Below are 12,559 nucleotides of genomic sequence, written 5' to 3' on the forward strand. Positions count from 1 at the left end.
TCTGGCCGTCGCTTCGGTCTTGTCCGAGTTGTCTGGGGAGACAGTCACGTCCGCTTCCGCCGAAGCTTCTGTACCTGCAGGCACTGCAGGTGCCTCAGATGTCTCGGGCTTGGCAGGAGTGTCGGGGGTTTCGCTCACCGGACATCAATCGTTCGCGGGACTGTAGACAGCCCAGGGCACTTCTCACTAGATCACCAATCTGTCGGAATCGGTTGATTCCAGTCATCAAGATCTGTTGTTGAGGTCTGAGCAGTCTCGGAAACAGTTTTCTCCCTCACCTCCGGCCGAGTTGCACTGTCCTTGGATGATCGACCGGTCCGAATCACCCTGAAGGGCACAGACACGGTGGGTGCAGGTTCACGCACGTCTCTCTCTGGCCAAGGCATGGTTGCTGCCGTCGTGGCAGCAGGTTGCGTGTCGGGCTCTGAAGCTTCTTCCTGCCATCTGTAGGGCCGCCGAACCTCCCGTTGCAGGGTCTGCTGTGTCGCAGATCCTGCAGCCAGTACTCCTCCAGATCCGAGCACGGCGCCTGATGTGGCTGCGACGGCCATCCACACGCCAAGAGGCAGCTTGGGTAGCTCCCAAGTGAGAATGCGAAGACTGCCTGACTTTCCGAGGTTGAGGCCACCGACGAGCAACGTGAGAAGCAGAGGTGAAAGACAGGGAATCAGCAACAGGCGTTGGAGTGGTGTCATGGCTGGGGGCCCTGCCAACGTTTCTGATCGGTGAGGGATTCCCCTAGCGAGTCAAAGAGCCTCATCACCAGAAAATCGAGCATGTCGTCGATGCTTTCCGGTTGGGTGTACCAGGCCGGGATCGGAGGAGCAATTCTTGCTCCTGCTTCAGCGAGGGTCGTGAGGTTGCGCAGATGTAACAGGTTCCATGGCATTTCCCGCGGAGCGATGACGAGAGGACGTCCTTCCTTGAGATGAACGTCAGCGCAGCGCTCAAGCAGGTCACCGCCCAGTCCTGCCGCGAGGCGACCCACAGTTCCCATGGAACAGGGCACAACCACCATGCCTTTGGTGCGCACGCTGCCACTGGCGACAACAGCTGATTGATCATTCCAGCGATGACAAACCAGTTGACCGTCATTCACTCCAAGGCGATCCCGCCAGAAGCGTTCCTGAAGTTTTGGATCCACTGGCACCGAGATCGAGCGTTCGGCGCGCCAGACTTCGTGGGCGCCACGACTGAGAATCACGTGAACGCTCAGATCTCGTCGCAGCATCCACTGCAAGGTGCGTTCTGCCAGCTGTTGTGCTGAAGCTCCGCTGATACCGATTACATAGGGAATCATTCCTCGCTCACAGCCACCGGCAGAGGATCCTCAGCGACCGGTGCAGTGGCAGCAACCACTTCAAGATCGATTTGGTTTCTCAACACATCAACCTTCAGCACCTTCACGTCGACGCTGTCTCCCAACTGATAGACGCGTCTGCTTCTTCGGCCGACCAGACGATTTTGCCTTGATCGATATTCATACCAGTCATCATTCAGTGAACTGACATGCACTAGACCCTCAACCATGGAAGGGGCAATTTCAACAAAAAATCCGTAGCTCTGAACTCCACTGATGACACCGGTCTGCTGCTGATCAAGCATGGGTTCTGCACTACGAGCCTTGGCCATTGCCACCACATCCCTTTTGAGCTCTTCAACCTGGCGTCGACGCGCATTCAACCTCTGCACCGTGCGTTCCCGGATCGTGTCGAAAATTTTCTGCTCCTGAGATGAGGTGAATAAAGGCCAAGTGACGGATGCAGCGACTCCTTTTTCGCCAAGTTTGACTTTGTTCTTTTGGCGCACGTTTGGGCGATCCTTGCCGTCGTTGAGCAGTGAACAAAGCACCTGCTGGTTGATGACATCAGCCTGATGCAGCGTTGGGCAGCACCAGGGTGCAAAGGGTTGAAGTGGTTGCTTGCACGATCCATCAGCGTCGCTGTTGTCGGACTCATGATCCGGAGTGTGATCAACAGTGGATTCACTCGATGATTGTTCAGGACCCTCTGAGCCTGTCTCCTGAATGCTGTTTGAAATCCGATAAAAACTCTCAGGCAACGCCTGCCTCAGCTGCAGATTGAGGACATGGCTCGAGTCGCTGTTCGCCAAAGCCTGGCAGAGTTCAGATGGTGTGGGCGCACCATCTTCGTCCAGTTCTAGAGGCACATCCAGTGCGATAGCGGCCTTGGCCACATCATTGAGAGCAGCATCTTCCGCAGGTGGAGCGTCAAGAAGAATCGCTGGCAAACCCAGTTTTCGACTGTGTTCTTCCCAAACACGATGGGCGTGCCGAATGAGTACGGAGAGAACCGAATTAGGGCAACTGGCATTCAGTGGAGTTGACCAGTTCTGACCGTCACCATCAGGCGACACGTGGTTGAGATCACCCAGATCGTCCGCTTGAGCTCGCGTTAGATCCAGTTCGATGCGACCTTCTCGCCGTTCAGCATCATGCAGTTGGGTTGCACAGAAAATCAGTGTTTCCAGCTGACCGATTTGGTCTTTGATCGACTTCAACGCTGCAGGAACAGCCCTTGACTTTGGTTTACGCGATTGCAAAGCATGGAGAGCATCAGCATTCACCCGAGCGACAGGCCGAATCCGACTGAGACAAAAGTCCCAATCGCGCCATTCACCATCGGAATCGATATCCAGACGCAAGGACACAGCGTCCTGCACCTCCCCAACGGAAAAGCCGCAGGCCTTTGCTAGTGAGGGGCTCAGCAACGGAATCCAGTGTCCACCGAGACAGAGGCTTTCCGACTGATTGAGAAGCCACTGGTCGTAGCTGTTCCCGGGAGTCAGGCGTTCGGCCACAGCGGGACTGTGAATCCATAAACGGGTGCCTCCCTCGTGAGGAATGACATGAACAGCTGGCAGTGCTGGAGCGCCTTCTGAAGACCAGCCGCTGATCATCAACGAGGGCTGTTCGGTGAGGTCCTCACGTTTTTTGGCTGATGGCGCCTTGAAACTGGCGCGAGGAGCAGCCGGCCGCTGATGAAGATTGGCCTTCGTGAGCATCAGCTCACGATCAGCATCAGCACCGCCATCGAGGGGAAGCGATCGAGCTACATGTCCACGTGCCGGGAACTGCGCGATTGGATAGCGATCCAGCACAACCTCGGCAACAGCTATGCCGATCGGTTTTTCCGCATGCGAAGCATCGTCGGGAGACAGTTCAATCGACGCCAGTAAACGGTCGTCGAGTGGAACAGCGATCACCCGTTCATCCTGTTGTTCCACCGAAGCGAGCAAGCTTGTGGTGGCCCGTTCAAGAATGCACTGAACTCCACCCTCAGGGGAACGGCGTCGTCCTCCTTCACGAGTCAGCCTGACAAGGACCCGATCGCCGTTCCAGGCGTGATTGAGCTGATGGTCACGGATGTAGATGTCATCTCCACCGTCATCACGAATCGCGAAACAGAAGCCTTTGCTGCTGCAGCGAAGTCGTGCTTCGACCAGATCGACCGCTGCCCCCCGGCTGATGCCTTGATCGCTGTCAAGATCAAGGATCCCAAGCCTTGTCAGACCCTGAACAGCGAGCTCGAGAGACTGTTTTTCTGAGCGATTGGTCAGTCGCAGGATCTTTTCGAGCTTGGCAATCTCAAGATTGCCCTCATCAGGAACCTGGTCGAGCAGGTCAGCGACCGTGAATTTCATCGGAACGGTGTACAGGAACCGGCCTTCAGGACCGGGAGAATTCATCTCGGGTGCGCGTGCAGCGGAAGACCGCGCTTCCCCTCGATCTCACAATCTTAAAGCCCCCTAGCTCGCCTGGAGATTCAGTCGTCGGCCGTCGCGGTGGTTTCCGCCCCACTGAGAAGAGGCCAAAGCAGTTTCAGTCCAATCGCCAGAAAACCTAGTGATGCCATGAGCTGTAGCCAGTCGGCAGGCACAATCCCTGACAGCGATCCACCGGCGACGGCACCGATCAGGCTTGCCAGCACAAGCGCTGATGATGAGCCGAGAAACACGGCCAAGGGTCTGTTCGATGTTCCGCTGATTGCCACGGTGGCGAGCTGGGTTTTATCGCCGAGTTCAGCAAGAAAAACGGTGGCGAATGTGGACAGAAGCAGGGGCAGATTCATGAAAAGAAGACGTTCAAAGGCCAATCGATCGAGAGTTGCCTTTTACAGAGGGTTGGCGGCGATCAACGACTGCAGTGCCTGGGAACCGAGCCACAATCCAAGTCCCAGCATCAGCAATCCGGCCATCTGCTTCAGCCGTTCCGGTTGCATCACGGTTGACAGCCAACGTCCCACCAAAACGCCGACCAGACTGGAGCAGATCAAGGCCAGTGCTGCCCCACCGAACACAAGCCAGGGTTGCCCGGATTGCGCGGAGAGTAAAAGTGTGGCGAGCTGGGTTTTATCGCCAAGCTCGGCCAGAAAAACCGTTGTGAAGGTTGTCAGAAGGACGGTGGTGAAACCAGGACGTGGTGGGGTACCGGATTCAGTCATCACAAAGGATCCGTTGAACGGATAAGACGTTCGAACTTACGCAGTTCCCTGCTGCGACCGCCATGAACCGAACGGATCTGTTGTCGGCAGCAATTGATCGCGAATTGGTCCATCTGATCGGGTTCGATGCCGAACAAGCCGCACAGACTGCTGACGCGGCAGAAATCCGGTCGGGAGTCATAGATCCGACATCGCCTTGCTCCACTGTCGAAATGAATGCACCAGCCATCTTCACCCACCATCGATAGATATTGCTGTTGCTGAAGAGGATCCAGAGCTTCAACGGCTTCAGGGCGTTCATCAGGCGCAAGTCGGCAGCAGGCACCGCACTGGTTCATGCAGGACCAATGGCGTTGAGAGCGCGTCATGAGACCACCTCAAGACCCTGATCAGCAGCTTTTGGCTGTGACAAGCCATCACAGAGGGTGAGTTCGTGCTGGTCGAGGAGGGGGAATGCCTCGTAGCCTGTATTTGGCAAAATGCCGCTCATCTGCATCCGTTCCATGGGACTTGATTTCCACCTGATCGCCAATTTCGCGGCACTGGCCCTGATCACCCTGGCCGGCCCCGCTGTGATCTTCATCCTCTTCTATCGCCGTGGTGCCCTCTGAAGTTTGCTGAGGCCGTGATACACCGGATCTCTGCAGACCAAGCGTCCGGTGTAAGCGGCGAGGACTGAAGCAAGAACAACTCCGGCAAACAATTGCTGGTCGCCTGCAAGCCTCCAGGCAAAAACGATCGAGACGAGGGGAAGTTGGGTTGCGCCTGAAAGGCCTGCAGCCAGGCCGAGACCGATTCCCACCTGTGAGCTGATTCCGGCCACAGCGCAAACGGTGTAGCCAAGAACTGCACCGAATGTCAGAGAAGGGTCAATCAGACCGCCTGGGACTCCGGGGCTCAGAGCCAGCATCGGTCCAACCACCCTGACCAGCGTGATCCAGACGCTGGTGAGTCCGGCAATGAAATTCTGATCATTACCGAAGGCATCGGGCATTCCTTGATCGATCAGCTGACGGACGAGTGCTTCGCCATCAGACGTTGAGGTCCCCCAGCTCAGCAAAGCAAGAACTGTCAATCCACCACCAAGACATAAGCCTGTTCGCAGGGGTTGTCTTTTGATCACCGGGGCCAGACGTCCGGTCATCCAGACCAGGCCCTTGTTGAACAAACCACCGACAAGTCCGCAGACAATTCCGATCGGGAAAGCCAGCATGAGTTGCTCAACTTCGGGTAAGGCGATGTTGAGGACGCCAAGCCCAAACATCGGTTCTCCACCGATGTTGGAAAACCCCGCTGCAGCAACACTGACCACAAGCGCTGGCCAGATCGTCACGATCGAATAGTCGGCGGTGAGCTCTTCCAGCATGAACACAGCTCCAAGCAGAGGCGTGTTGAATCCACCGGCAAGACCGGCACCTCCCCCGATGGCGACAATCTGGCGTTCATTCAGAGAAGGCAACCAATTGCGGAAGCGCCGATGGCAGGCCCGCGCAACTGCTGCGCCGAACTGAACAACTGGACCCTCCCTTCCAAGCGGAAGCATGGCGGCGGTGGCAATGGACCAAAGCACGCCACGCTGCACTGTTCCGGCCACTGCCATCGCTTTGGGCAGTTGAGAGGGGTCTTCAAGCCCATTCATTGTGGATGGAATGCCGGAGCCTGCACCGGCCTGCCAAGGGCCGCGCTGGAGCAACAGCAGAATCGGCATCACCACCAGTGGCATGAAGGCGACAAGCAGTGCCTTCCAGCTCCAACCTTCATTGGCGGAGGTCGGCATCAGGCCGTACAGATAATCCTGAACGCCATCAACAAGATTCAGAGGCAGACAGGCCAGCCCGATCAGCACTCCAACCAGAACCAGACCGATGAAATGGCGAACAACGCCTTGGAGTCGGCTCTGTGACGGCAATGTTCCTGGAATCAGAACTGGTTCCTGACGGCTATCCGGACTCATGGACGCAAACCGAGGCCGATACAGGCCTCCTGCAGTAGAGCTGCAACGTAAGGGTGTGAAGCGCGACTGTCGTCGCTTTCCAGAACACCCTCGTGATTGACACGACTCACCAGTGTTTCTCCGTCTGGGTTGATCAGCTCCAGGCTTTGGCTGTCGATGCGCTGGACTCGATAACTGCCGCGAGAACGCAGGAGTTCCATCACTTCATGATGAGGTCGAAGAGCCTGAATCTCCAGTTGAAAACGGGTCTCGCCGCGCCAATGATTCTGAGTGACGGTGTACATGGCATCGATTGTCTGACTGAGCACGGCGTTGTCAGGCCAGCGCCAAACAATGGCCTGGCGTTCCACTCCGTTCTGTTCAAGTTTCAGACGTAAGTGCCCTCCTCGTAGGGGTTGTTGGTCGGTGATGCGGCAACCTCGCGACCAAAACAGCGGTTTTGGATGACCAGCACCGAAGGGTTCGAGTGTTTGCAGGGCTTGCCAGAAATCATGGTCAATTTGATCAAGCTCTAGCAGCGCTTCCGGTTCCACCAGGAGATTCTCACCACGACTCTGCAGCCATTCAGCAGCCAGACCGTTGAGGGCCTGATGCAGTGCACTGACAGAGGTGACCTGAACCGTGAATCCGCCAGCGGCGGGATGACCTCCGTGACGGTCCAGAAGATCACTGCAATGCTGCAGCGCACGATCAACGGCGAAACCATTGGGCGCACGCACCGAGGCTCGCATACGTCCTTCGCCATCGCTGGCGAGCAAAGCTGCGGGGCGTTGATAACGCTCAACGAGTCGTGCAGCAACGATGCCAATCACCCCGTGATGCCAATGACCCTGCGCAAGCAGCACAAAAGGAGGCAGAGGTGATGGGTCACTTTCAAGCAAGGCGACGGCCTCCGCTTCAATCGCATCGCAGAGCTCGCGTCGCTGACGATTCAGTGCGTCGCACTGACGCCCGAGCTCAAAAGCACGATTGGGGTCATCGGCTGTCAGCAGGTCAACCACCAAGGAGGGTTCACCGATGCGGCCGACCGCATTGATCCTCGGTGCCAATTGGAAACCGATGTCATCAGCACGTAAGGGACGATCTCCTAGTCCAGCCAGTTGCTGCAGGGCTTGAACCCCCGGGCAGCTGCTTCGATGCAGATGACTCAACCCCTCTCGAAGCAGGGTTCGATTGGCACCTGTGAGTGGTGCCATGTCGGCCACGGTGCCAATGCAGAACAGATCTCTCGCTGTGGTGATCGACCTGGGATTCTTCAACTCCGCGGCCAGTGCTCTGGCCAGTACGTAGGCCAATCCCACTCCAGCCAGACAGCCATAAGGAGAGTCCTTGGGAGTGGTTGCAGGATGGATCAGAGCCAATGCTTTGGGTCGATTGGCAGGAAGGGTGTGGTGGTCGGTGAGGATCACTTCGACGCCGAGTTCAGAAGCCTTCTCGAGAGCGTCATGTGCAGCCACCCCGTTGTCGACTGTCACCAGCAGACGAATGCCCTCGGCATGGAGCTGCTCCACCATGCCGCTGTTGAGGCCATATCCGTCGGCCATCCGACTTGGAATTGCTGCTTGAGGACTGGCTCCCATGGCCTCAAAAGCGCGCATGAGAAGAGCAGTACTGGTCATGCCATCAGCGTCGTAATCGCCACAGATGGCCACTGCTTCCTTGTTGAGGCACGCTTTTTTCAGCCTCGTGAGCGCTGAGGTCAGCTCCGGAAAGTGGAGATCCGCTGCCGGCAGCGGTTGATCGCTGAGAAGCAACATCACCTGCTCCGGACTCTGCAGTCCTCGTCTGAACAGCATCGCTTTCAGGGCGACTGGAAGATCCACGGAGGGCAGTGGGTCACCGTCGATTGGTTGTGGGAGTCGCCACTGCTGATCCTGGGCGCCAGCCACCATGTCGAAAGAGATAGTGGCTGCATTGTGGGTCCTCATCGCTTCAAAAGCGATCGTTCAAGCTGGGGCCCGGTCGGATCTCCAACATGACCCATTTGCAGGCTGTTTTCTGGGATGTGGATGGAACGCTCGCCGACACCGAGCTGAATGGCCATCGCCCTGCTTTCAATCAGGCTTTCTCAGAGTGTGGTCTCAACTGGTGCTGGAATGAAGAGCTCTACTGCGAACTGCTGAGCATCCCTGGAGGACGGCAGCGCATGCGGTTCTACGCAGAACAATTGGGAGCCCCGATTGATCAGGAGCAGCTCGATCGATTGCGTCGATCGAAACAACAGCACTACCTGAAGATCGCGTCCTCTGGAACTGTGAAACTGCGCCCCGGTGTCAGTCGACTGCTTCAGGAACTCAACAGTGCCAAGGTGCAGCAGTGGATTGTGACCAGCAGTGGACGAGCTTCTGTTGAGGCTCTACTCCAGTCTCTACCAAGCGAATTGTCCGGAATTTTCCAAGGAATGGTGACTGCCGATGATGTGGATCGACACAAACCCCATCCCGATCCTTATCAACTCGCACTTGATCTGAGTCGATCAGATCGGGCCAATGTTGTCGCTTTCGAGGATTCATCCCCTGGACTGCGGTCAGCCAAAGCAGCTGGTTTGTGCTGCCTGCTGACCCCATCCCCCTGGGATGCCGAGATTGACAACAACCTGGGAGATGCCGAGGCCGTGGTCGATCAGTTCGGAGACGTTGATCAGGAGGCGAGGATCTTGAGTGGCCCCCCTTGTGCTGAGGGTCGGATCACGCTGGAGTACCTGGAGTTGCTGATCACGGCCCCTTCGCAATGACGCTTCAGGCCACCCGCTACGAGCAGTTGCAGCGCCGGATCGGCAGGCAATTGAACCAGACACTGGTCGGTCCATGGAGACGACGCAGTGTTGCTGTTCTGGCGCTGCTGTTCGGCTTCATCATTGGCAGCAACGTGACGATGATTTGGTTTCAGAGATCCGGTCAGAACCGTCCTGCAGCGGTGCTGGTGATGGTGCTGATGATTGAGCTGATCGTTCGCCTGCGCAGCAAAGTGCGTTCCGGCCCATGGCCTCTCCCCTGGCTTGCTCTCGACAACTTGCGCATCGGCACGGTCTATGCGGTTGTGCTCGAGGCTTACAAGCTTGGATCCTGATCGCCAAAACGATTTGATGCCTCAGGAGGTTCCTGATGGGCTCCAGCGTCTGCTTGCAAGCCACGACTGGTCCAACGTTGAGGACTGGTGGAACCGATGGGAGCGTCTTGGTGGTGTGAATCTGGCCAGACATCATTGGTCTGTGCCAGTAATGGATGGCTGGATTGCCTTCGTGGGTTTGCCCTTGCTGAGCCGAGTTGAGTCGGCTCAGCTTCAGGGGGAGTGTGTTGTGCTTGGTGTGAGTGCACTGCCGGGTTGCGGTAAATCAACGCTGTGCAGCTGGGTCAAATCCGCGTCTCAACAACTGGGCTGGCCTGTGGATCACCTTTCACTTGATGATTTCTACTGGCCAGCGGAGCAGCTGGACAAGAGCATGCGGGGGAACCCCTGGTCGGTTGCAAGAGCTCTTCCTGGCAGCCACGACATTGATGGGCTGCTGCAGTCCCTTGCAATCTGGAAAGAAACTGGTGAGCTCACGGTTCCGCGCTTCGACAAGTCACTCCGCAATGGCCGTGGTGATCGATGCGGAAGCAGCAGTTCACGACCGCAAGTGGTCTTGCTTGAAGGCTGGTTTCTGGGGGCCTCTCCGCTCCCCTCGATTGAGACCGAAAACCTTGATGGATTGTCAGAGCAAGAGCTTGTCTGGCGCTCCAGAGCCGTTTCTGAACTTGCCGACTATCAGGAGGTCTGGACACTCCTTGATGATCTCTGGCATCTGCGGGCTGTTCGAAACGATCAATCGTCTCGATGGAAGCAGCAGCAACTCGCCACCCTGGAGCAGCAGACCGGGGTGGGCTACCGCAGCAATGAACTTGCCGACTTCAACCGGATGGTGCTTGCCGCACTGCCGCCGAGCTGGCTACGCAACCTTCCCCTGAGCCGTGTGGTGATCGATCTCACGGAATCACGCGATGTACGTGAGATCCACGTCTTGGACAATCAGCTTTCAGCCTCGTCCTCTTCAGCAACGGGATAGACAAAGCCCTGCGCCCGTCCGCTCAGCACAGACTTGCCAATCGAGAGTGCACGCTGAGCTGCGGTGGCAGCTTTGGCCTTCCAGACAGCATGTCGCTGGTTGCGCTTGCTTTTTGAGGTTTTCTTCTTCGGGACGGCCATCGCGGGCGTTTCGCTGCCAAACAGCCATGATCCACTTCGAAGAGCCCACTCGTCAAATCGCTAGTCTTGGTGCAACGCATCAGCGGTGTGAGTTCAGAGCAGCCGACCCAGTCAGAACCGGGAACTCAAGCGCCCAAGTCAAAGCCTGAGGAGCAACAGAACAATCCGTTCGCCCTGTTTCAAAGGCAACCGGAAGTGAGTTACAGCACCCTGCTCAAGGACATATCGTCCGGCTCCGTCAAGGAACTTGTGTTGGTGCCCGCTCGCCGTCAGGTGATCGTCACCTATCGCGACGGGAAGCAAATCACAGTTCCTGTGCTGGCAAATGATCAGCAGATCCTGCGCGTTGCTGAAGCATCCGGCACACCTCTCAATGTCAAGGACGTCCGCCAAGAGCAGGCACTGGCAGGTCTCGCTGGAAATCTTGCTCTGATTGTTCTGATCGTTGTCGGCTTGTCCTTGCTGTTGCGCCGATCAGCTCAGGCCGCCAACAAGGCCATGGGGTTCGGACGCAGCCAGGCGAGAACCACCCCGCAAGATGAGATGACGGTTCGATTTGAAGATGTCGCTGGGATCGGCGAAGCCAAGGAAGAGCTGCAGGAGGTGGTCACCTTTCTGAAACAACCGGAGACCTTCATCAAGCTTGGTGCTCGAATTCCTCGCGGGGTGTTGTTGATTGGTCCACCAGGAACCGGCAAAACACTGCTTGCCAAAGCCATCGCCGGAGAAGCAGGAGTTCCCTTTTTCTCAATTGCAGCCTCTGAGTTCGTTGAACTGTTTGTCGGGGTTGGTGCCAGCCGGGTCAGAGACCTGTTCAAAAAGGCCAAGGACAAAGCCCCCTGCATCGTGTTCATCGATGAGATTGATGCTGTTGGTCGTCAGAGAGGTGCAGGAATCGGTGGTGGGAATGATGAGCGGGAGCAAACCCTCAATCAGTTGCTGACCGAAATGGATGGATTCGCCGATAACTCGGGGGTCATTCTGTTGGCAGCGACGAACCGACCTGATGTGCTGGACACGGCATTGATGCGCCCTGGACGGTTCGACCGACGCATCCAGGTGGGTCTACCTGATCGCCGCGGTCGGGAATCGATTCTCGCTGTGCATGCACGAACCCGTCCGTTGTCCGATGAGGTTTCGCTGGCTGAATGGGCCAGTAGAACACCTGGTTTTTCAGGCGCGGATCTAGCCAATCTTCTCAACGAAGCAGCGATTCTGACGGCGCGTCATGAGGCGTCTTTCCTCGGCAACAGAGAGCTTGAGGAGGCCCTCGAGCGCATCACGATGGGCCTGACTGCTGCCCCGCTCCAGGACGGCGCAAAGAAGCGATTAATTGCCTATCACGAGATTGGCCATGCACTCGTGGCCTCGCTCACTCCCCATGCCGACCCCGTGGACAAGGTCACTCTGTTGCCACGCAGTGGTGGAGTTGGCGGCTTCACCCGTTTTTTCCCTGATGAGGAAATTATTGACTCCGGTCTTGTCACGCGTGCCTATCTGAGAGCAAGGCTCGTGATGGCCTTGGGCGGCCGTGCGGCAGAGATTGTGGTTTTCGGAGACTCTGAGGTGACGCAGGGTGCCAGTGGCGATCTCCAGATGGTGTCGCAGCTCGCACGGGAAATGGTGACGCGTTTCGGATTTTCCGACCTGGGCCCAGTTGCTCTTGAAGGTCAGGATCAGGAAGTTTTTCTTGGGCGTGATCTGGTGCATACGAGGCAGTCCTATGCCGAAAGCACCGGTCGAGAAATTGATCACCGGGTTCGAGCGTTGGCACAAGAGGCCCTGCAGCAGGCCATTGATCTACTGACCCCAAGGCGAGAGCTGATGGATCGTCTTGTCGATGCTCTGATTGAGGAAGAGACCCTTCAGTCCGATCGTTTCCATGCTCTTGCAGGACTCGACGTCCCCTCCAGGAGCTCTAGCCTGGATCAGCTGCCGGCTGGGGCTTGAGCCTGCT

General features: G+C 57.0%; 14 protein-coding genes. 5 read left to right on the plus strand and 9 right to left on the minus strand.

The genetic code is table 11. The features are described 5' to 3' along the window. Window positions 1-191: 191 nt before the first annotated feature. From AC6EI9_RS03170 to AC6EI9_RS03195, 6 genes are all read right to left on the minus strand, one after another. Window positions 192-695 (minus strand): LapA family protein, encoded by a 504-nt coding sequence (locus AC6EI9_RS03170; protein ID WP_498469067.1) that lies wholly within the window; start codon window positions 693-695, stop codon window positions 192-194. Continuing rightward, the gene (locus tag AC6EI9_RS03175) at window positions 692-1,300 is read right to left on the minus strand and encodes a flavin prenyltransferase UbiX (RefSeq protein ID WP_498469068.1); all 609 of its coding nucleotides are present in this window, start codon (window positions 1,298-1,300) and stop codon (window positions 692-694) included. The genes AC6EI9_RS03170 and AC6EI9_RS03175 overlap by 4 nt, the downstream gene beginning before the upstream one ends. After that, entirely contained in the window at window positions 1,297-3,663 is a 2,367-nt protein-coding gene (locus AC6EI9_RS03180) for an RNB domain-containing ribonuclease (protein WP_498470143.1), read from the minus strand. The genes AC6EI9_RS03175 and AC6EI9_RS03180 overlap by 4 nt, the downstream gene beginning before the upstream one ends. A 122-nt stretch (window positions 3,664-3,785) precedes the next feature. After that, on the minus strand, window positions 3,786-4,091 hold the full coding sequence (locus AC6EI9_RS03185) for a TMEM165/GDT1 family protein (RefSeq protein WP_498469069.1): 306 nt from the start codon (window positions 4,089-4,091) through the stop codon (window positions 3,786-3,788). Between the two features lie 42 nt (window positions 4,092-4,133). Beyond that, window positions 4,134-4,463: a TMEM165/GDT1 family protein gene (locus AC6EI9_RS03190; protein ID WP_498469070.1), complete on the minus strand. Its 330-nt coding sequence runs from the start codon at window positions 4,461-4,463 to the stop codon at window positions 4,134-4,136. Continuing rightward, window positions 4,463-4,831 (minus strand): YkgJ family cysteine cluster protein, encoded by a 369-nt coding sequence (locus AC6EI9_RS03195; RefSeq protein WP_498469071.1) that lies wholly within the window; start codon window positions 4,829-4,831, stop codon window positions 4,463-4,465. Before AC6EI9_RS03195 ends, AC6EI9_RS03190 begins: the two co-directional genes overlap by 1 nt. Before the next feature lie 135 nt (window positions 4,832-4,966). Here AC6EI9_RS03195 and psb30 point away from each other — a divergent pair, with 135 nt between their 5' ends. Next, entirely contained in the window at window positions 4,967-5,074 is a 108-nt protein-coding gene (gene psb30 / locus AC6EI9_RS03200; protein WP_074159310.1) for a photosystem II reaction center protein Ycf12/Psb30, read from the plus strand. Here the strand turns inward: psb30 and AC6EI9_RS03205 are convergent. Both AC6EI9_RS03205 and recJ read right to left on the minus strand, forming a co-directional pair. Then, window positions 5,053-6,417 carry a chloride channel protein gene (locus AC6EI9_RS03205; RefSeq protein WP_498469072.1) on the minus strand — a complete coding sequence of 455 codons (1,365 nt, stop codon included), beginning with the start codon at window positions 6,415-6,417 and terminating at the stop codon, window positions 5,053-5,055. The genes psb30 and AC6EI9_RS03205 overlap by 22 nt on opposite strands. Continuing rightward, the gene (gene recJ, locus AC6EI9_RS03210) at window positions 6,414-8,309 is read right to left on the minus strand and encodes a single-stranded-DNA-specific exonuclease RecJ (protein WP_498470144.1); all 1,896 of its coding nucleotides are present in this window, start codon (window positions 8,307-8,309) and stop codon (window positions 6,414-6,416) included. The genes AC6EI9_RS03205 and recJ overlap by 4 nt, the downstream gene beginning before the upstream one ends. A gap of 83 nt (window positions 8,310-8,392) precedes the next feature. On the opposite strand from recJ, the gene AC6EI9_RS03215 reads away from it, so the two are divergent. The 3 genes from AC6EI9_RS03215 to AC6EI9_RS03225 are packed head-to-tail and all read left to right on the plus strand — an operon-like array spanning window position 8,393 to window position 10,462. Next, the gene (locus tag AC6EI9_RS03215) at window positions 8,393-9,151 is read left to right on the plus strand and encodes an HAD-IA family hydrolase (RefSeq protein WP_498469073.1); all 759 of its coding nucleotides are present in this window, start codon (window positions 8,393-8,395) and stop codon (window positions 9,149-9,151) included. After that, window positions 9,148-9,486, plus strand: a complete 339-nt coding sequence (locus tag AC6EI9_RS03220; RefSeq protein WP_498469074.1) for a DUF565 domain-containing protein — start codon at window positions 9,148-9,150, stop codon at window positions 9,484-9,486. Before AC6EI9_RS03215 ends, AC6EI9_RS03220 begins: the two co-directional genes overlap by 4 nt. Before the next feature lie 16 nt (window positions 9,487-9,502). Continuing rightward, on the plus strand, window positions 9,503-10,462 hold the full coding sequence (locus AC6EI9_RS03225) for a kinase (RefSeq protein WP_498469075.1): 960 nt from the start codon (window positions 9,503-9,505) through the stop codon (window positions 10,460-10,462). On the opposite strand, the gene rpmF is transcribed toward AC6EI9_RS03225, so the two are convergent. After that, window positions 10,426-10,602, minus strand: coding sequence for a 50S ribosomal protein L32 (rpmF, locus tag AC6EI9_RS03230; RefSeq protein WP_066907424.1), 177 nt, complete (start codon window positions 10,600-10,602; stop codon window positions 10,426-10,428). The two genes, AC6EI9_RS03225 and rpmF, sit on opposite strands and share 37 nt — an antisense overlap. An 87-nt stretch (window positions 10,603-10,689) precedes the next feature. Here rpmF and ftsH point away from each other — a divergent pair, with 87 nt between their 5' ends. Then, the gene (gene ftsH / locus AC6EI9_RS03235; RefSeq protein WP_498469076.1) at window positions 10,690-12,552 is read left to right on the plus strand and encodes an ATP-dependent zinc metalloprotease FtsH; all 1,863 of its coding nucleotides are present in this window, start codon (window positions 10,690-10,692) and stop codon (window positions 12,550-12,552) included. Window positions 12,553-12,559: the final 7 nt, after the last annotated feature.

The sequence above is a fragment of the Synechococcus sp. MIT2312 genome (assembly GCF_059772315.1).

What these genes read in the sequence shown, in the direction of transcription:
- AC6EI9_RS03170 (WP_498469067.1), bottom strand. Translation starts at nt 695, where the DNA reads ATGACACCACTCCAACGCCTGTTGCTGATTCCCTGTCTTTCACCTCTG.
- AC6EI9_RS03175 (WP_498469068.1), bottom strand. Translation starts at nt 1,300, where the DNA reads ATGATTCCCTATGTAATCGGTATCAGCGGAGCTTCAGCACAACAGCTG.
- AC6EI9_RS03180 (WP_498470143.1), bottom strand. Translation starts at nt 3,663, where the DNA reads ATGAAATTCACGGTCGCTGACCTGCTCGACCAGGTTCCTGATGAGGGC.
- AC6EI9_RS03185 (WP_498469069.1), bottom strand. Translation starts at nt 4,091, where the DNA reads ATGAATCTGCCCCTGCTTCTGTCCACATTCGCCACCGTTTTTCTTGCT.
- AC6EI9_RS03190 (WP_498469070.1), bottom strand. Translation starts at nt 4,463, where the DNA reads ATGACTGAATCCGGTACCCCACCACGTCCTGGTTTCACCACCGTCCTT.
- AC6EI9_RS03195 (WP_498469071.1), bottom strand. Translation starts at nt 4,831, where the DNA reads ATGACGCGCTCTCAACGCCATTGGTCCTGCATGAACCAGTGCGGTGCC.
- psb30 (WP_074159310.1), top strand. Translation starts at nt 4,967, where the DNA reads ATGGGACTTGATTTCCACCTGATCGCCAATTTCGCGGCACTGGCCCTG.
- AC6EI9_RS03205 (WP_498469072.1), bottom strand. Translation starts at nt 6,417, where the DNA reads ATGAGTCCGGATAGCCGTCAGGAACCAGTTCTGATTCCAGGAACATTG.
- recJ (WP_498470144.1), bottom strand. Translation starts at nt 8,309, where the DNA reads ATGGTGGCTGGCGCCCAGGATCAGCAGTGGCGACTCCCACAACCAATC.
- AC6EI9_RS03215 (WP_498469073.1), top strand. Translation starts at nt 8,393, where the DNA reads ATGACCCATTTGCAGGCTGTTTTCTGGGATGTGGATGGAACGCTCGCC.
- AC6EI9_RS03220 (WP_498469074.1), top strand. Translation starts at nt 9,148, where the DNA reads ATGACGCTTCAGGCCACCCGCTACGAGCAGTTGCAGCGCCGGATCGGC.
- AC6EI9_RS03225 (WP_498469075.1), top strand. Translation starts at nt 9,503, where the DNA reads ATGCCTCAGGAGGTTCCTGATGGGCTCCAGCGTCTGCTTGCAAGCCAC.
- rpmF (WP_066907424.1), bottom strand. Translation starts at nt 10,602, where the DNA reads ATGGCCGTCCCGAAGAAGAAAACCTCAAAAAGCAAGCGCAACCAGCGA.